The following is a 16163-nucleotide window of genomic DNA, read 5'->3' as shown; positions in this document are numbered from 1 at the left end:
GGTGAAACACCCAGATTTTGAGACAGCCACAGGAGCAGTACATGGCGTCAGCGCACTCGGCAGCCTGGCAGGGCCCCCTGCCTGCCGGGACCGTCCCCTACCAGCGCTTCAGCGAATTGATCTTCGTGTCCGTCGCCGGGCACTACGGCTTTGCCTTGGCGTACGGCCTCTGGCTGGGGCAGGGCGCCATCGCGCTGGCCCTGGCGGGGCCGGCCACGCTGGTGTTTGCCCTCTTCCCGCTGGTCAAAAGCCCGCTGGCCGAACGCTGGTTCCGCCCGGTCAGCCACCTGGGCATCCTGCTGAACTTCTGCGGCGTCAACCTGGCCTTGATGTGGATGGGTTTGGGCGCAGACACCTGCGTCTGGTGGTTGGTGTGGTGGCCCTTGTTCGTGGCGCTGGTGGTGGGGGCCAACGATGGCCTGGCCTGGCTGGCGCTGACCCTGCTGGCCGGTGCCCTGCACTGGGCCAACGACAGCATGGGCTGGGTGACGCCGCTGATGCGCGCGCAAGACAACCCCGTGATGCTGATGCAAGTTGGCTTCCTGGCGCTGGGCGTGGCCTTTGGCGCCGTGGCCCGCCGCGCGCACGACCGGTATGCGGCCGACGGCGCCGACCAGCAGCGCACCATCGGCTTGCAGAACGAAGCCCTGGCCGCCCGTGCGGCATCGCTGGAAAGCACCTTGGCGGCCTTGCAGCAGGCCAACCTTGACCGCACCCGCCTGTTCGCGCAGATCAGCCACGAGGTGCGCAACCCGCTCAACGGCCTGCTCGGTTTCACGCAGTTGCTGCGGCAGTCGCCGCTCAACGAGGTGCAGTTCAGCCACGTGGAGCAGGTCAGCCGCTGCGGCGCGACCATCCACAAAATCATCAGCGACATGCTGGATTTCTCGCGCCTGGAGGTCAACCCGGCGACGCTGGAGGCCAAACCCTTCGACCCCCAGCAGGTGGTGCGCGAGGTGGTGGAGATGCTGTCTTCGGTGGCTCAGCAAAAGGGCCTGCCCATCGTGGTGGAGTGCCAGGCACCGACGGCGGCGGTGGGCGATGCCTTGCGCATCCAGCAGGTGCTGCTCAACTTCCTGGGCAATGCCCTGAAGTTCACCGACCAAGGCCAGGTCACGGTGCGCTGCTCGACCGTGCCAACCGCTGCGGGGCAAGACACGCTGCACGTCGAGGTGCAGGACTCCGGCATCGGCATTGCGCCGGACGCGGTCGGTCAGCTCTTCCAGCCGTTCAGCCCGGTGAGCGAGAAGACCATCCGCCAGTACGGTGGCACCGGCCTGGGCCTGGCCATCTGCAAGCGCCTGGTCGATGTCATGCAGGGCCAGATCGGCGTCATGAGCCAGCCGGGGCAGGGCAGCTGCTTCTGGTTCGAGGTGCCGCTCAGGGTTGTCGATTGAAGCTCAAGGGCTCACTGCATGCGCGTGGCCGCCCCCAGCATCTCGTGCACATCGTGCGTCATCACGGCCAGGAAGCCCAGCAGGCCCAGGTAAGCGGTGGCGTAGGTCAAGCGCGTTTCGGCCGAGGCGCGGTAGTAGCCTGCGTTGGCCGGGTCATCGGCCTTGAAGCGCCAGGCCTTCATCACCTGCGGCGCGGCCAGCACGGCGATCAAGATCAGCATGGGGCTGGGGTTCAGCCAGAACAGGCCCAGCAGCACCGGTACGCCCAGCAACCACAGCCGCGGTGACAGCACGGCCGTGATGCGGCCACCGTCCAGCGGCGACAGCGGGATCAGGTTGAAGAGGTTGAGGAAGAAGCCGCTGTAGGACACGGCCAGCAGCCAGCGGCCGTCCGCGCCCATGTCGCGCGCGACGAAATAGCAGGCCAGCGCGCCCAGCGTGCCCACCAGCGGGCCGCCCAGGCCGACGTAGGCCTCGGTCTCGGCGTCGTGCGGCAGATCCTTGAGCTCGATCCAGGCGCCCACAAACGGGATGAAGGTGGGCGCGCCCACGTTCAGGCCGCGCTGCCGGGCAGCGATGTAGTGGCCCATCTCGTGCACGAACAGCAGCGCGATGAAACCCGCCGCGTAGCGCCACCCGAAGATGAAGCCATAGACCACCAGCGACACCAGCATGCTGCCGCCCGTCAGCAGCAATTTGCTGAACTTGAAGCCGCTGAACAGCAGGAAAAGCAGTTTGAGCATGGGGCTTCAGGCCTGCGGTCCTTGCGGACCCTGAGGTTTGTCGCGCTTGAAAAAGCGCTTGAAAACGGCCCAGCCGCCAAAGGCCGCCACGGCGATCACCTTGGCGAACTTGGCCAGGAAGCCGGCGGCCAGCGCGAACAGACCGATCTTCTTGGCCGCCAGCCCGCCCACCAGCGCGGCCAGGCCGTACTCGGCGACCTTGTCGGTCGAGGCGTTGAAGTCGGCGTAGCGCTTGCCCTCGCCAAAGCTCAGCGCCGACAGCAGCGCCTGGGCGTGGCGCTTGTCCTGGGCGATGTCCTTCAGGTCGGTGATGAGGTTGAGCGTCACGTAGCCCTCGCGGCCCAGCGCGTAGGTGTTGTAGTTGATGCTGGTGGGCGCGTCGGTCGCCGCGCCCTTGTGCCGCACCGACAGCGACCAGACCAGGCGGTGCGTGGCGGCGTCGTAGGTGGGCTTTTCCACCCAGTCACCGATGGCCAGCTCCGCGAAGCCCTTTTGGCGGCGCTCCTCGTTGGTGGCTTCCGTGCCTTCCTGGAGGCCCTTGTAGAGCCCATCGATATCCCAGTGCTCGGCATCGTCTTCGGGGATGTGGCCCGAGGGTTCGTAGCGCGCCACGGCCATCCAGCCTTGTTCATCGGACTGAGGGAAGACCAGGCCGAGCAGGCGCTCGTCCGGGTGGTTGCCCATGGCGCGCATCAGCTGGCTGGCGGCGGGCTCGGGCACCCACAGGTAGCCGGCGGGCAGCTTGAGCGTGGCCTGGTCGCGCAGTGCGATGTCGGTGGGGCCGGCGATCTGGCTGGCCTTGACGGCACGCAGGGCGGCTTCGGCCTCGGCCTCGCGTTGGGAGGTGGCCGATGTGGCCGTTGTGGCGGGTGTGGCAGGCGCCGCCTGGGCCCAGGCGTGTTGCGGCGCCAGGGCGCCCAGGCCGGCGGTGCCCAAGAAGGCAATGACCACGGCGGTGGCCAAAGCGATGGCGGCGAGGCCTGCGCGCGGGTGGCGTGATCGGCGCTGTGTGCGGTGGGTCATGGCGAAGCTCCCTGAGGTGGCGGCTTTCCCGTGGCCGGGGGCCGCGCTGCTGATTTGGATGTGGGTGCGACAGCCTAGCACCCCAGCTTCAGCCGCCCCAGGTCACCTGAGGCGTGCCGTCGCGGTGCTGCACCACACCGGCGTCCAGCGCCAGGCAGTCCTCTACCAACCAGCGCACGGCCTGCGGGTAGAGGCGGTGCTCCTGCGCCAGCACACGCTCGGCCAGGGCCTGGGGCGTGTCACCGGGCAGCACGGGCACGGCGGCCTGGGCCACGATGGGGCCGTGGTCCAGCTCGGGCGTGACGAAGTGCACCGTGGCGCCGGCCAGCTTGCAGCCGGCCTCGATGGCGCGCTGGTGCGTGTGCAAGCCGGGGAAGGCCGGCAGCAGGGACGGGTGCACATTGAGCATGCGGCCCTCGAAATGGCGCACGAAGCCTGCGGTGAGGATGCGCATGAAGCCGGCCAGCACCACCACATCGGGCGCAAAGCCATCGAGCACCCGGGCCAGTTCGGCGTCGAAGGCCTCGCGGCTGTCGAAAGCCTTGTGGTCCACCACGGCCGTGGCAATGCCCCGCGCGGCGGCGAACTGCAGACCTTCAGCCGAGGCCTTGTTGCTCACGACGGCCGCGATGCGGGCGGGCCAGCCTTCTTGCTGGCAGGCGTGGACGATGGCCTCCATGTTGGAGCCCCGTCCGCTGATCAGGATGACGATGGATTTCATGCGAGCCGAGAGTGTAGTGGCCCCGCCGCCCGGTGCGCCAGCGCAGACCAGGGGGAGCGCCTAAAATCCACGGCATGAACCAGCGCGTCCTCACCGGCATCACCACCACCGGCACCCCCCACCTCGGCAACTACGTCGGCGCCATCCGCCCCGCCATCGCGGCCAGCCGCGAACCCGGCGTCGAGAGCTTCTTCTTCCTGGCCGACTACCACGCCCTCATCAAGTGCGACGACCCGGCGCGCATCGCCCGCTCGCGCCTGGAAATCGCCGCCACCTGGCTGGCCGCTGGTCTGGACACCGGCCGCGTCACGTTCTATGCGCAAAGCGACATCCCGGAAATCACCGAGCTCAACTGGCTGCTGACCTGCGTGACGGCCAAGGGCCAGATGAACCGTGCCCACGCCTACAAGGCCTCCGTTGACGCCAACGAGGCCAAGGGCGTCGAGCCCGACGATGGCGTCACCATGGGCCTGTTCTGCTACCCCATCCTGATGGCGGCCGACATCCTGATGTTCAACGCCCACCGCGTGCCCGTGGGCCGCGACCAGGTGCAGCACATCGAGATGGCGCGCGACGTGGCCCAGCGCTTCAACCACCAGTTTGGCGCAGGGCGTGAGCTGTTCGTGCTGCCCGAGGCCGAAATCGAAGAAAGCGTGGCCACCTTGCCTGGCCTGGACGGCCGCAAGATGAGCAAGAGCTACGACAACACCGTGCCCTTGTTCGAAGGCGGTGCCAAGGGCCTGAGGGACGCCATCGCCCGTGTGGTGACCGACTCCCGCCTGCCCGGCGAGCCGAAAGACCCGGACAGCGCCCACCTCGTCACCCTGCACGATGCGTTCGCGGACGCCGCCACCCGCGAGGTCTTCCGCCGCGACCTCGTCGCCGGCCTGGGCTGGGGCGATGCCAAACAGCGCGTGGTGGATTTGATCGAAGCGCACGTCGGGCCCATGCGCGCGGCCTATGCCGAGCTGATGGCCCACCCGGAGCGCATCGAAGCCGTGCTGCAGGCCGGCGCGGCCAAGGCCCGCCAGACGGCCACGCCCTTCATCCAGGAGCTGCGCCAGGCCGTGGGCTTGCGTGCCATGGTGGCGGTGGCCCAGCCCAACGCGAAGGCCGCGACAGAGAAGGTCGCCCTGCCGCTCATCAAGCAATACCGCGAGGCCGACGGCCTGTTCTATTTCAAGCTCACCGACGCCCACCAGCACCTGCTGCTGCAAAGCACGGGTCTGGCCGATGGCCGCGAGGCCGGGCACTGGGTCAAGCGCTTGAAGACCGAAGGCGATGCGGCCCTGGCCGAGGCCCCCGTGTCGCGCGCGGACGGCGTCAGCGCCGAAGCCGTGTCGGCAGCCCTGGCGGCGCTGGTCGAGGCCACGCGGGTGGCCGAGGCCGAGAAGCCCACCAAGGCGGCACAGCCCTGATGCCGTCGTCCCACCCCGCGTCCTCAAGCTCCGCGTCCTCCACCACCGACATGGCCGGCATCCACATCACCGACATCGAATCCGCCATCAACTGGTGGCGCGTTCGGTCGCCTTCGCCCGATGGCATCAGCCTGGCCACCGAGGTGAAAAAGCTCGCCGAAATCTACGCGCTGATGGTCTATTTCCGCGAGACCGAGTGCGACGAAGACACCATGCCCGCCGCCGCCCGCCAGGCCTGGCTGGCCTGGTACGACACCACGCCCGACACGCCTTGCATCGCGATCTGCTCGACCAGCCAGGGCGACAACCTCTGCAAAGGCTGTGGCCGCACCTTCGACGAGGTGCAGCTGTGGCCCGAGATGACGCCTGGCGAGAAACGCGCCACCTGGCGCCGCATCACCATCGAGTCCAGCGCCTGGCGTTTCAACCGCTACGCGGAGCGCGCGGCCGAACGCCGCGGCCAGCCTGCGCCAGACGCCATCGTGCCCAGCGCCGCCATCGCCCCCAGTGCCCCGACAGATCAGGCCGAGCGCGGCTGAGCCACCTGCGCGGCGGCCGGCTTGCCTGCCACGCGTTGCTTGAGCACCTTCCACAGGAAGGGCACGATGGCCCGCGAGAACGCCGCCAGATCGGCCCGGGCGATGCACGGCAGCTCCGTGCCTTGCTGCCAGCTCGGGTTGCGGCTTTCGAAGAAGCGGATGTCGGCGTCACGCGCGCGCATCTCGTCGGTGATGACGGCCACGTCGGCCTTCAGGCGGTTGGCGTCCTCGCCGAACTCCAGCACCATGGTCTGGCGGTTGAGCTTGCCGGGGAAGAGCGCCTCGCAGTAGTCGATCACGAGGGATTCCAGCTCAGGCTGGGGCACGCCGCGTTGCGGGTGGAACTCGGGGAAGTTGCGCGCCAGCAGCAGGTAGGTCTTGTAGCCCTTGGAGATCAGCAGCCAGTACTGGCGCGAAAACGGCGACTTCAGCGCCTCCAGGAACAGCTTCCACGCGAAGGCCGTCTGCAGCGAGCGCGAACCCCAGTGCGCCCGCTCGATGATGGTGTCGCCGCTGAAGAGGCCCTTGACGGTTTTGCCACCCAGTTGGAATTTGTAAACGCCGAGCGTCGAGAAACCGACGATCTGGTGCGTTTTCTTGTGGCGCACCACGAACGCGCCTTCCTTGCGGCCGAGGTCGTCGAGGAAGGTGGCCAGCGGGCTGCAGGCGTAGTGGGCCTCGAACAGCGCGTGCATGCGGTGCACCTCTTCCACGGTGAGGGTGTGGATTTTCTGGTAGGTGGTGTACAGCATGGCGGAGGGCTCGGAAGTCGCGTTGGGGTGCATCTTCCGTCCCGCCAGGGGGCTGCCGAACAGGGAAAACCTGAACGGTGACCGATATACGCTCAATCAGGGGGTGTTTGAAACGGTGGTTTGTTTCCTATGGAGATAAATCATTCAATCGTTTGAATTGGCGATGTCAAGGGGTGAAAATAGGGGTGAGGTGAAGGCCGAAATCGGGCGGTGCGCGTCGCTGAAGGACTCGCGCGCCGGCTTGCCTTTGAGCGGCGGCATCTCGAAGCGCTGCTCGGGCACGGCCTGGTCGGGCAGGTGGTCCAGCAGGTGGCGGATCAGGGTCAGGCGGCCCAGGCGCTGGTCGTTGAAGTCCACCAGCGTCCAGGGGGCGTGGGCCGTGTGCGTGGCCTTGAGCATGGCGTTGCGCGCCTTGCCGTACTCGGCGTATTTGGTGCGGGCCACCACGTCCACCGGGGAGAGCTTCCAGCGCTTGAGCGGGTCGGCCAGGCGCTCGGCGAAGCGGGCTTCCTGCTCGGCCTGGTCCACCGTCAGCCAGTATTTGAAGATCAGCATCCCGTCGTTGACCAGGGACAGCTCGAACAGTGGGGCCTCGCGCAGGAAGCGCTCGTGTTCCTCGTCCGAGCAAAAGCCCATGACCTTCTCGACCCCGGCGCGGTTGTACCAGCTGCGGTCGAACAAGGCGACGTGGCCGCCCGCCGGCAGGTGGGGCACGTAGCGCTGGAAGTACCACTGCGTCATCTCGGTGTCCGAAGGCTTGGACAGCGCCACGACCTCGCAGCGGCGCGGGTCCAGCGCGCTGGCAATGGCGTGGATGACGCCGCTCTTGCCCGCCGTGTCGCGGCCTTCGAAGATCACCAGCAGGCGCTTGTTCGTGTGCGCCAGCCAGCGCGAGACCTGCATCAACTCCAGCAGCATGGGCGCCAGCGCGGCCTCGTAATCCTTGCGGCCCAGGCGGGGGGCGCCCTGGTTGCCCTTGGCCTTGCCGCCGTTTTTGCTGCTGATCTTGCTGTCTTGCTTGCCCATGCCGGCCTCCATCGAAAAACCTTCAACGTGGATGCCACCTTACCGCGAACACAGGCGCCAAAACGGGTGAACCGGGCCAAGGGCCTCGATAGAATCGGCACATGACCGACGCCACCGATCCGAACTCCCCCGCCAAGCCCTCCAACTTCCTGCGCGGCATCATCGACCGCGACCTGGCGCAAGGCACCTACGCCAGCCGCCGCTGGGCCGGCTCGCCCGGCGACGCCGCCCACCATGCCGCCGGTGAGCCCGACCCGGCCAAGATCCGCACCCGCTTCCCGCCCGAGCCCAACGGCTACCTGCACGTGGGCCATGCCAAAAGCATCTGCCTGAACTTCGGCCTGGCGCGCGATCACGGCGGCGTCTGCCACATGCGCTTCGACGACACCAACCCCGAGAAGGAAGAGCAGGAGTACGTTGACGCCATCCTGGACGCGGTGCAATGGCTGGGCTTCGGCTGGGAGTCGAACTTCAACGGCGTGCCCGAGAGCCACCTGTACTACGCCAGCAACTACTTCGATTTCATGTACCGCGCGGCCGAGGCGCTGGTCACGGCGGGCCTGGCCTATGTCGATGAGCAAACGCCCGAAGAAATGCGCGCCAGGCGCGGCGACTTCACCACGCCCGGCACCGACAGCCCGTTCCGCAGCCGCACCCCTGACGAGAACCTCGCCCGTTTTCGCGAGATGCGCGACGGCCAGCACCCGGACGGTGCGATGGTGCTGCGCGCCAAGATCGACATGGCCAGCCCGAACATCAACCTGCGGGACCCGGCCATTTACCGCATCCGCCGCGCCACCCACCACAACACGGGCGACACCTGGTGCATCTACCCGATGTACACCTTCGCCCACCCCATCGAAGACGCGCTGGAGCAGATCACCCACTCCATCTGCACGCTCGAATTCGAAGACCAGCGCCCTTTTTACGACTGGTTGCTCGACCGCCTGGCCGAACTCGGCCTGCTGGCCCAACCCACGCCCAAGCAGTACGAGTTCGCCCGCCTGAATCTGACCTACGTCATCACCTCCAAGCGCAAGCTCAAGGCCCTGGTCGATGAGGGCGTGGTCGAGGGCTGGGACGACCCGCGCATGCCCACCATCGTCGGCCTGCGCCGGCGCGGCTACACACCCGAGGCCCTCCAGCTGTTCTGCGAGCGCATCGGCGTGACCAAGTCCGACAGCTGGATCGACTACAGCACGCTGGATGGCTGCCTGCGCGAGGACCTGGAGGGCAAGGCCCACCGTGGCATGGCCGTGCTCGACCCGGTCAAGCTGGTGCTGAGCAACTGGGCCGAGGTGTTCGCCGATCAGGGCGGCGCCAGCCACCTGGAGCCTTGCGCGCTGCCGGCCTTGCCGCATCCCCCGGAGGGCACCGAGTCGCCCGTGCGCCACCTCACGCTGGGCCGCGAGGTCTGGATCGAGCGCGAGGACTTCGAAGAGGTGCCGCCCAAGGGCTACAAGCGCCTCTTCCCGGGTAACAAGGTGCGCCTGAAGGGCGGCTACGTCATCGAGTGCACCGGTTGCACCAAAGACGCCGATGGCCGCCTGAGCGAAGTGCTCGCCACCGTCGTGCCCGACACCAAGAGCGGCACCCCGGGCGCCGACAGCGTCAAGGTCAAGGCCGCCATCACCTGGGTGGGCGCCGCCGACGGCGTGGCCGCCGAAGTGCGCCTCTTCGACCGGCTCTTCACCGACCCGCAACCCGATGCCGGCGGCAAGGACTTCAAGGCCTGCTTGAACCCCGACAGCAAGCAGGTGGTGACGGCGTATGTGGAGCCCTCGCTGGCAGCCGCGTTGCCCGACCAGAAGTTCCAGTTCGAGCGCTTTGGCTACTTCGTGGCCGACCGCCTCGACCACGCGCCGGGCAAGCCCGTGTTCAACAAGATCACGGGGCTGAAGGACGGCAACTGGAAGTGAGTTGAACCGGGGTGGGCGAGGCCCGCCCCTCAGGACACCCCATGCAAAAAACAGGGACCGTGGTGCGCTGGGAGGCGGACCGGGGCTTCGGTTTCATCCGCAGCCCGCAAACCGATGCGGACGTGTTCTTCCACGTCCGTGACTTCCGGGGGCCGGGCACGCCGCAGCCGGGCATGGCCGTGCGCTACGAGGAAATCCACGTGGGCGGCAAGGGGCCGAGGGCGATGGCCGTGTCGGCGTGTGAGCCTGCGCGCAAGCACGCACAGCCGGACGTGGCCCCTCGAACCTTGGCGCCCGCTCAGCGCGGCGGGCGCCCTGCCAGCACGCGGCCCAAGGCGGTTGCACCACGCGACCCCTGGTTGCGGCCAGTGCTGTGGGTGGCGGTGGTCTGGGCAATGGGCCTGGGCTGGGCCATGGCGTCAGGGCACCTGCCGAAGTGGGTGCTGCCCGCGTGGCTGGCCCTGAACCTGTGGACCTTCGCCGTCTATTGGCGCGACAAATGGGCGGCGCAGCGCGGCCACTGGCGCACACCGGAAAACACCCTGCACCTGTGGAGCTTGCTGGGCGGCTGGCCCATGGCCCGCATCGCGCAGCAGGTGCTGCGGCACAAGTCCATCAAAGCCAGTTTCCAGCGTGCTTACTGGTTGACCGCCACCGTGCACGTGGCGGCGGTCATGGCCTGGGTCGTGCTGATCTGAGGTCAGCGTGCGAACTGGTTCGCCTTGACGAGGTGCTGCTTGAAGCCGAAGACGTTCTCGTCCTTGGCGTTCACGGTCACTTCCACCCAGTGTACGTACTGGGCACCGAAGTTCTCGATGCGGGTCACGTTCTCCAGCATCTGCACGCCATTGCTGGCGGTCGCGGCGCTGAGAGGTTTGTCCGCGCGGAAGTAGTGGCTGTCGCCATGGGCGATGACCACGGGCTTGGCGAAGGCGATGGCGCGCTGCGTGATCTTGGCGATGATGGCGTTGAAGCCCTTGCGCTCGGCGCTGGTCGCGGCCAGCTCGAAGGCCGGGTTGGCCTGCATGGCCAGCAGCACGCCGGCGGCATCGGTGCGCACGGCCTCGTCGAAGATGCGGTCGATCCAGGCCAGGGCGGCCGCTTCACGGGCGTTCACTTCGGCCATGCGGTCGGCGCGCGGCGTGGTGGCGGTGTCGCTGGGGTCGATCTGGTTCCAGGGCGCCAGGTTGTTGTTGCTGCCCACCACGTGCACGGTGCCCATCACGGCGCCACCGAAGCGCCACAGGGTGTTCTCGACGTAGGTCTCGAAGCCGGCATCGCGGGCTTGCGTCGTCACGCGGGCCTTGCGGCCGCCGGTGGTCACGCCGGGCTCGGGGAAGAAGACCTGGCGCAGGTGCGACAGGCGCTCGGTGGGCAGGTAGTTGCCGTTGTTGCTGCGGTGGCAGTCGGTCCACTCGTTGTCGCCGGGCGTGTACACCAGCGGCATGTCGAAGCGCTGCAGTTGCTGGAAGCGGCGCAGGATCAGGTCGTCGTCACAGCGCTCGCTGCCGGCCTTGATGTCGCCGGTGTGCAGCACGAAGCGCACGTGAGGGTGGGCATTGATGGCGTCGATGACGCGGTCGAACTGCGGTTCGGTGGTAACGCCGTAAGGCACGTCGCCGATCAGGGCGAAGGAGCCCTGCTGGGGCATGGCGTGTGCATGGCTGGCTTCCTGGCCGCGCTCATGGCGTTCGGTGGCGGTGTCACCGCGGTCGGCGCAGGCGGGCAGGGCCAGGCCCACGAGGGCCACGAGGGTCAATTGACGGATCACGGGATGCATGGCAACTCCTGGGTGAGGGGCAGACCACCTGCCCGCAAACCCACCACGCTATCGGGCTTGTGTGCCAGCCTTGTGTCCGAGCTTGGCCCGGATGGCGTCGAAGCGCGCCTGCTCGGCAAGCCCTGCACCGGGGCCTTCGGTCACGGTCACATCTTTCGAGCTCAGTGCACGCCCGGTGGTCGATGAACGCAACACCAGGGGCGCCACCTCGCGCCCGTTGCGGCGTTCCACGATGCGCACGGGCGGGCCATCGGGGGCAGGCGCATGGCGGTCGCCCCATTGCGCCAGGGCCACGATGACGGGCAGCAGGTCGCGGCCCTTGTCGCTCAAGCGGTAGTCCAGGGCGCGGCCGTTGTCGCTGGTGGCCGTGATTTCCAGGATGCAGTGCGCCACCAGATCGTGCAGGCGCTGCGTGAGCACATTGGGCGCGATGCCCAGGTTGGCCTGGAACTCGCCGAACCGCCGCGTGCCCCAGAAGGCTTCGCGCACGATCAACAGCGTCCACCAATCGCCGACCTGCTCCAGCGTGCGGGCGATGGAGCAGTTCATGTCAGAGAAGGAGGTGCGGCGCATGGTCAGGCCATGATACTTGCATCATGAAAGTAAAGCGAGTAGGCTTGAGATACTTCTTTCATGCAAGTAGATGAGGTTTTGCCATGGCCGATGTTGCCCTCTTCGTTCACTCCACCGGCGTGGGGCCTTTCATGTGGAACAAGCTGCTGGTCGGCTTGCCGGAGGGCATCGCCCCGCTGACGCCGACCAACCGCGGCTACAGCCCCAGCGACCTGCTGGCGCGCGGCACGCCGTTTTCCTTGCAGGACGAGGTGGCGCATCTCAAGGCACAGATCCCCGAAGGCACGACGGGCGTCCACCTCGGCGGCCATTCTTACGGCGGCCTGGTGGCCTTGAGCCTGGCCATGGACCCGGCCGTGCCGGTGCGTTCCCTGTGGTTGTACGAGCCCGTGCTGTTCGGCTCGCTCAACGCCGAGGCCGACACGCTGCAAGGTGAGGTGGCCGAGCAGGTGCGCGCCTTGTTCACCGACCGCGAGTTCCTGCTCAACGAAGAGACCGGCGGCAACGACGCCTGGCTGGAGCGCTTCGTGGACTACTGGAACTTCCCCGGCATGTGGGCGTCGATGCCCGACAAGGCCAAGCTGATGGCGCGCGCCGTGGGCTGGAAGATGTACCACGAGGTGCGCATGGTCTCGCAAGAGCCCGAGCCCTTCGCGCATTACCGCCTGAGCGTGCCCACCACGCTGGTGTATGGCGAGCACACCCAGCCGCCGGCCGCCGAGATGGTGCGTCGCCTGGCCACCGTCAACCCGCATGCCGACGTCACCGAGCTCAAGGGCCAGGGCCACATGGCCGTGGTCGGTGCGCCGGATGCGGTGCTGCCCACGTTGCAAGCGCATTGGGCACGGGTGGTGGCTGGGCAGGCCTCGGCCGCTTGAGCGCTGCTCAGTGTCCCGCGTGGCCCATGCCGTGGTCTTGCCCTTTGCCATGTGACATGCCGGGCATGGCCTCAGCCGGTGTGCTGGCCGCAGCCGGTTTGCCGTGCAGTGGCGCGGGTGCTTCCGGTGCGGTGACCTGCACAGGCACTTGCAGCGTCATGCGCGAGGTCTGGCCGTCCGGGTCGCGGAAGGTCAGCGTCATGGGCACGGTGCTGCCTGCAGGCAGGGCCTGACGCGGGCGCATCAGCATCAGGTGATGACCGCCAGGTGCCAGTGACACGGCCTGGCCGGCGGGCAATGCCAGGCCGTCGGGCAATGCGCGCATCCGCATGATGTTGTTGTCCATGCGCATGGTGTGCACCTCGACCGATTCGGCTGCCGGCGTGCTGCCACCGACCAGGCGGGCGCCTGCGGGGGCCGACAGCGTCACGAACATGCCCGTGGCACCTTGCCCCGCCACGGCGGGACGCATCCAGGGCTGTTTGGCCTCGACCGCGGCCACGCCTGCGGCCAGCACATCGAGGCGCGCAGCGGGGAAGTCCGGTTTGGCGGGGGCGCCATCCACGCCCGGCACGGTGGCCCAGTCGGCGGCAGTTTCACCGCATTGCTGCAGCACTTTGAACCACAGCGTGCCCGGCTGGTCTGGCAGGCGCCCCGTGACGGTGAAGGTGGTGCGTTCACCCGCGGGCAAGGCGTTGGCGGGCGTGTTGGGCGTCCAGCGCACCTGCTGGTCCTGGCGTTGCACCGTCCAGCCCTGGCGTGGGGGCACATCGGTGATGCGAAAGCCCGCAGGTGCCCTCAGGGTGATGCCCGTGGTGGCTTGCGCGCCGGCACAAGCGTGGCCCACGCGGAAGGCGGCCGTGTAGGCGGTGCCCACGCGGGCGCCGCCGGGTGGCAGGGTGATGTGGGCGTGTGCCAAGGCAGGCAGCAGGCCCAGGGTGCCCATCAAGACTGGCATCAGGGCGGTCAGCGAGCGGGAGGAGAAACGTGTCATGGGGATGTCCTTCGGTGTCGAAATCACAGGTCGAACGACAGCTCGGCCGTGTAGCTGCGTTGCGGGTAGGGGTGGAAGTTCCAGTACTTCTTGTTGTTGAGGTTGTCGATGCCGATGGCCGCGCTCCATTGCTGGTCGAAGCGATGGCGGATGCGCACATCGGCGGAGACGAACTGGCTGACACCCATGTAGGTCGAGCCGTTCGCATCGGTGTTGTTCAAGGTGCGGTATTGCCGGCCGCTGTAGCGCACGCCCAGGGTGCCGCTCCAGCGGTCGTTGACGCGGTAGGTGCCCACCACCGTGGCGCGCCAGCGCGGGATGTTGGGCTGCCAGCGGCCGTCGGTGTCGGTCGGCGCGTTGACAAAGCCGCGGTTGGACTTGATCTTGGAGTCGGTGCAGGTCACGCTGCCCTGCAGTTGCAAGCCCTTGAGCAGCGCGTCTTCGCTGGAGGCTGCCATCTCCAGGCCCGAGGTGGCGATGTGGTCGATGTTTTGCACGCGGCCGATGTTGCGGTTCGCGGTGGCGTCATAGACGGTCTGTGAGTACAGCGCGTCGCGGGTCTGCTCGGTGAACCAGGTCAGGCGGGTGCGCACCTGGCCCATGTCTTTCTCGGCCGACAGCTCTGTGGTGCGCGAGCGCTCCGGGCGCAGGTTCGGGTCGTTGATGAACTGCGAGTTGGTGGTCGATGTGGCACCGTAGAGCTCATTGACCGTGGGCATGCGCACCGCACGGCCCACCGAGGCCTTGAGCACGGTGTCATCGAGCCATTGCCAGGACAGTGCGCCCTTCGGTGAGTACCAGACGCCGCGCCGCGTCGGGTGGTGGATGACGCTGCTGGCCGAAAAATCGGTGCGGCCATCGCTGGCCTCCCATTGCTCGGCGCGCAGGCCCAGCACGGTCTTCCAGCGGGGCGCGAGTTTCCAGGTGTCCTGCGCGTAGAGGCTGTGCATGCGGGTGTTGCCGCTCACGTTGCTGGCCAGGGTGCCGCCCTGGTCTTGCAGGTAATTGCGCGTCAAGGTGGTGGTCTGGTAGCGCAGCTTGTGGTCGTCAAGTTGGTAGCCGAAATCAACGACGTGTGTGTTGAGCAAGGGGTCGGGCCGCCAGGTGCCCTTGAGCGCCAGGTTGTGCCAGCCGGTGCCACTGCCATCGGCCAGGGTGCCTGCACCGCCCGTGAGGGCGTTGGGCTGCGTGTTGCTGCTGGCGTTCTGGCGTTTGTCGTCGCGCACGTAGTCGTAGAGGCTGGCGGCCACTTCCCAGTCGAAGCTGCCGCGCGTGTTCTGCTTCAGCGAGAAGCCGTGCATGGCGTGCAGCAGCTTTTCGCGGGTGACGGGGAAGTCTCCGCCGGTGAGCGCCTGGTTGCCTGTGAATGACCGCCCGTTGATGTTGATGGCACCGCTGGTCACCGGTTGCCCTGCTGCATTGCGCAGGTAAGACGCCGAGTTGCCTTCCGACTCGTTCTGCCACAGCCCCAGCACATAGCTGGCACGCAGCGTGGCGTTGACGTCGTAGGCCAGCTTGACTTTCAAGTGGTCCTGCTTCGTGTTGTACTGCGTGGCCGAACCCAGGACATACCAGGGCTGGTTGGCGTTGTTGGCGTCCAGGGCTGCGCCGGTCACGGTCGTGCCGCTGTTGCTGGCCACGCCGTTGCTGAGCAGGCGTGTCGGGAAGGTCAGGGGCTGGCCCTGGCTGTCGGTGTGGTTGACGTTGAGCCACCACGACCAGCCCCCTTCGCGGCTGCCCAGCGATGCGCTGCTCTGCCAGGCGCGGTAGGTGCTGTGCGTGCCGTACAGGTCAAAGGGCTGCGAAACGTATCCCACCTTGACGTGCGCTTCGAGTTTCTTGGGCATGCGGGTGACATAGTCCACCACCGCGCCCACCGAGTTGCCCGGGTAGATGGCCGAGAAGGGCCCGTACATCACATCGACACGGTCGATTTCTTCGGGCGTGACCAGGCCCCAGCGTGGCGGGAAGGACAGGCCGCCCACGCCATTGCCCAGGTAGTTGGACAGCAGGATGCCGTCGGCATAGACGGCCGAGCGCGCGCTGTTGCCCGTGCCCGAGGCCCGGCTGGAGAGGATGGCGTGGTTGTGGTCACCGATGTAGCGCTTGCGCACCAGCAGGCTGGGGAAGTACTTCAGCGCGTCTTCGCTGTCGGTGGCGTTGATGGTGGTGGCGATGTCGTCCCGCGTGATGCTGTGCATCGTGGTCGGGATCTGTGTGGGCAGGGAGGTGGGGCGAGCGCCCGAGACGCTCACCATGCCCAGCTCTTTGGTGGACAGGGTGTCGGTGTCTGGGGGCGGGGCGCTTGGCGCAGTTTGCGTGTGCGCGGCGAAAGGCCAGGCCAGCGCGATGGCGGCCGCGAGGTGTCGGTGGTGCATGACGAGATGGGGCTGGTGAGCG

General features: G+C 67.5%; 15 protein-coding genes. 6 read left to right on the top strand and 9 right to left on the bottom strand.

The window, feature by feature from the left end:
* Window positions 1–41 precede the first annotated feature (41 nt).
* The gene (locus EV672_RS05025; RefSeq protein WP_133606893.1) at window positions 42–1397 is read left to right on the top strand and encodes a sensor histidine kinase; all 1356 of its coding nucleotides are present in this window, start codon (window positions 42–44) and stop codon (window positions 1395–1397) included.
* 11 nt (window positions 1398–1408) lie between these two features.
* Here the strand turns inward: EV672_RS05025 and EV672_RS05020 are convergent, their stop codons facing one another.
* The 3 genes from EV672_RS05020 to purN form a co-directional block, all read right to left on the bottom strand.
* Window positions 1409–2140, bottom strand: a complete 732-nt coding sequence (locus EV672_RS05020) for a site-2 protease family protein (RefSeq protein WP_133606891.1) — start codon at window positions 2138–2140, stop codon at window positions 1409–1411.
* A gap of 6 nt (window positions 2141–2146) precedes the next feature.
* Window positions 2147–3163, bottom strand: a complete 1017-nt coding sequence (locus EV672_RS05015) for a DUF2167 domain-containing protein (protein WP_133606889.1) — start codon at window positions 3161–3163, stop codon at window positions 2147–2149.
* A gap of 88 nt (window positions 3164–3251) precedes the next feature.
* Window positions 3252–3884: a phosphoribosylglycinamide formyltransferase gene (gene purN, locus EV672_RS05010; RefSeq protein ID WP_133606887.1), complete on the bottom strand. Its 633-nt coding sequence runs from the start codon at window positions 3882–3884 to the stop codon at window positions 3252–3254.
* Between the two features lie 74 nt (window positions 3885–3958).
* Between purN and EV672_RS05005 the strand changes: the two genes are divergently transcribed.
* Both EV672_RS05005 and EV672_RS05000 read left to right on the top strand, forming a co-directional pair.
* The gene (locus EV672_RS05005; RefSeq protein WP_133606885.1) at window positions 3959–5302 is read left to right on the top strand and encodes a tryptophan--tRNA ligase; all 1344 of its coding nucleotides are present in this window, start codon (window positions 3959–3961) and stop codon (window positions 5300–5302) included.
* Between the two features lie 50 nt (window positions 5303–5352).
* Window positions 5353–5841 carry a DUF3717 domain-containing protein gene (locus EV672_RS05000; protein WP_133607363.1) on the top strand — a complete coding sequence of 163 codons (489 nt, stop codon included), beginning with the start codon at window positions 5353–5355 and terminating at the stop codon, window positions 5839–5841.
* On the opposite strand, the gene EV672_RS04995 is transcribed toward EV672_RS05000, so the two are convergent.
* Both EV672_RS04995 and ppk2 read right to left on the bottom strand, forming a co-directional pair.
* Window positions 5823–6593 (bottom strand): hypothetical protein, encoded by a 771-nt coding sequence (locus tag EV672_RS04995; protein ID WP_133606883.1) that lies wholly within the window; start codon window positions 6591–6593, stop codon window positions 5823–5825. The two genes, EV672_RS05000 and EV672_RS04995, sit on opposite strands and share 19 nt — an antisense overlap.
* A 144-nt stretch (window positions 6594–6737) precedes the next feature.
* Window positions 6738–7619, bottom strand: coding sequence for a polyphosphate kinase 2 (ppk2, locus tag EV672_RS04990; protein ID WP_133606881.1), 882 nt, complete (start codon window positions 7617–7619; stop codon window positions 6738–6740).
* Window positions 7620–7720: 101 nt separating this feature from the next.
* On the opposite strand from ppk2, the gene EV672_RS04985 reads away from it, so the two are divergent.
* Entirely contained in the window at window positions 7721–9538 is a 1818-nt protein-coding gene (locus EV672_RS04985) for a glutamine--tRNA ligase/YqeY domain fusion protein (protein ID WP_133606879.1), read from the top strand.
* 41 nt (window positions 9539–9579) lie between these two features.
* The gene (locus EV672_RS04980; protein WP_133606877.1) at window positions 9580–10236 is read left to right on the top strand and encodes a DUF1294 domain-containing protein; all 657 of its coding nucleotides are present in this window, start codon (window positions 9580–9582) and stop codon (window positions 10234–10236) included.
* Between the two features lie 2 nt (window positions 10237–10238).
* On the opposite strand, the gene EV672_RS04975 is transcribed toward EV672_RS04980, so the two are convergent.
* Window positions 10239–11318: a metallophosphoesterase gene (locus EV672_RS04975; protein WP_133606875.1), complete on the bottom strand. Its 1080-nt coding sequence runs from the start codon at window positions 11316–11318 to the stop codon at window positions 10239–10241.
* A 48-nt stretch (window positions 11319–11366) separates the two neighbouring features.
* Complete coding sequence (locus tag EV672_RS04970; protein WP_133606874.1) at window positions 11367–11891, bottom strand: winged helix-turn-helix transcriptional regulator; 525 nt, start codon at window positions 11889–11891, stop codon at window positions 11367–11369.
* Window positions 11892–11974: 83 nt separating this feature from the next.
* On the opposite strand from EV672_RS04970, the gene EV672_RS04965 reads away from it, so the two are divergent.
* Window positions 11975–12769, top strand: coding sequence for an alpha/beta fold hydrolase (locus EV672_RS04965; protein WP_133606872.1), 795 nt, complete (start codon window positions 11975–11977; stop codon window positions 12767–12769).
* Between the two features lie 7 nt (window positions 12770–12776).
* On the opposite strand, the gene EV672_RS04960 is transcribed toward EV672_RS04965, so the two are convergent.
* Together EV672_RS04960 and EV672_RS04955 are read right to left on the bottom strand one after the other, a co-directional pair.
* On the bottom strand, window positions 12777–13763 hold the full coding sequence (locus EV672_RS04960; protein WP_243738528.1) for a copper chaperone PCu(A)C domain-containing protein: 987 nt from the start codon (window positions 13761–13763) through the stop codon (window positions 12777–12779).
* 23 nt (window positions 13764–13786) lie between these two features.
* Complete coding sequence (locus tag EV672_RS04955; protein ID WP_133606871.1) at window positions 13787–16141, bottom strand: TonB-dependent receptor; 2355 nt, start codon at window positions 16139–16141, stop codon at window positions 13787–13789.
* Between the last annotated feature and the right edge of the window lie 22 nt (window positions 16142–16163).

Origin of the sequence: Aquabacterium commune (assembly GCF_004362855.1) — a bacterium.
GTDB lineage: Bacteria > Pseudomonadota > Gammaproteobacteria > Burkholderiales > Burkholderiaceae_C > Aquabacterium > Aquabacterium commune.
Note: the sequence above shows the minus strand (reverse complement) of the source record. Positions and strands in the feature narration are given on the sequence as shown.

Coding starts and splice junctions, on each gene's coding strand:
- EV672_RS05025 (WP_133606893.1), top strand. CDS start 42: ATGGCGTCAGCGCACTCGGCAGCCTGGCAGGGCCCCCTGCCTGCCGGG.
- EV672_RS05020 (WP_133606891.1), bottom strand. CDS start 2,140: ATGCTCAAACTGCTTTTCCTGCTGTTCAGCGGCTTCAAGTTCAGCAAA.
- EV672_RS05015 (WP_133606889.1), bottom strand. CDS start 3,163: ATGACCCACCGCACACAGCGCCGATCACGCCACCCGCGCGCAGGCCTC.
- purN (WP_133606887.1), bottom strand. CDS start 3,884: ATGAAATCCATCGTCATCCTGATCAGCGGACGGGGCTCCAACATGGAG.
- EV672_RS05005 (WP_133606885.1), top strand. CDS start 3,959: ATGAACCAGCGCGTCCTCACCGGCATCACCACCACCGGCACCCCCCAC.
- EV672_RS05000 (WP_133607363.1), top strand. CDS start 5,353: ATGGCCGGCATCCACATCACCGACATCGAATCCGCCATCAACTGGTGG.
- EV672_RS04995 (WP_133606883.1), bottom strand. CDS start 6,593: ATGCTGTACACCACCTACCAGAAAATCCACACCCTCACCGTGGAAGAG.
- ppk2 (WP_133606881.1), bottom strand. CDS start 7,619: ATGGGCAAGCAAGACAGCAAGATCAGCAGCAAAAACGGCGGCAAGGCC.
- EV672_RS04985 (WP_133606879.1), top strand. CDS start 7,721: ATGACCGACGCCACCGATCCGAACTCCCCCGCCAAGCCCTCCAACTTC.
- EV672_RS04980 (WP_133606877.1), top strand. CDS start 9,580: ATGCAAAAAACAGGGACCGTGGTGCGCTGGGAGGCGGACCGGGGCTTC.
- EV672_RS04975 (WP_133606875.1), bottom strand. CDS start 11,318: ATGCATCCCGTGATCCGTCAATTGACCCTCGTGGCCCTCGTGGGCCTG.
- EV672_RS04970 (WP_133606874.1), bottom strand. CDS start 11,891: ATGCGCCGCACCTCCTTCTCTGACATGAACTGCTCCATCGCCCGCACG.
- EV672_RS04965 (WP_133606872.1), top strand. CDS start 11,975: ATGGCCGATGTTGCCCTCTTCGTTCACTCCACCGGCGTGGGGCCTTTC.
- EV672_RS04960 (WP_243738528.1), bottom strand. CDS start 13,763: ATGACACGTTTCTCCTCCCGCTCGCTGACCGCCCTGATGCCAGTCTTG.
- EV672_RS04955 (WP_133606871.1), bottom strand. CDS start 16,141: ATGCACCACCGACACCTCGCGGCCGCCATCGCGCTGGCCTGGCCTTTC.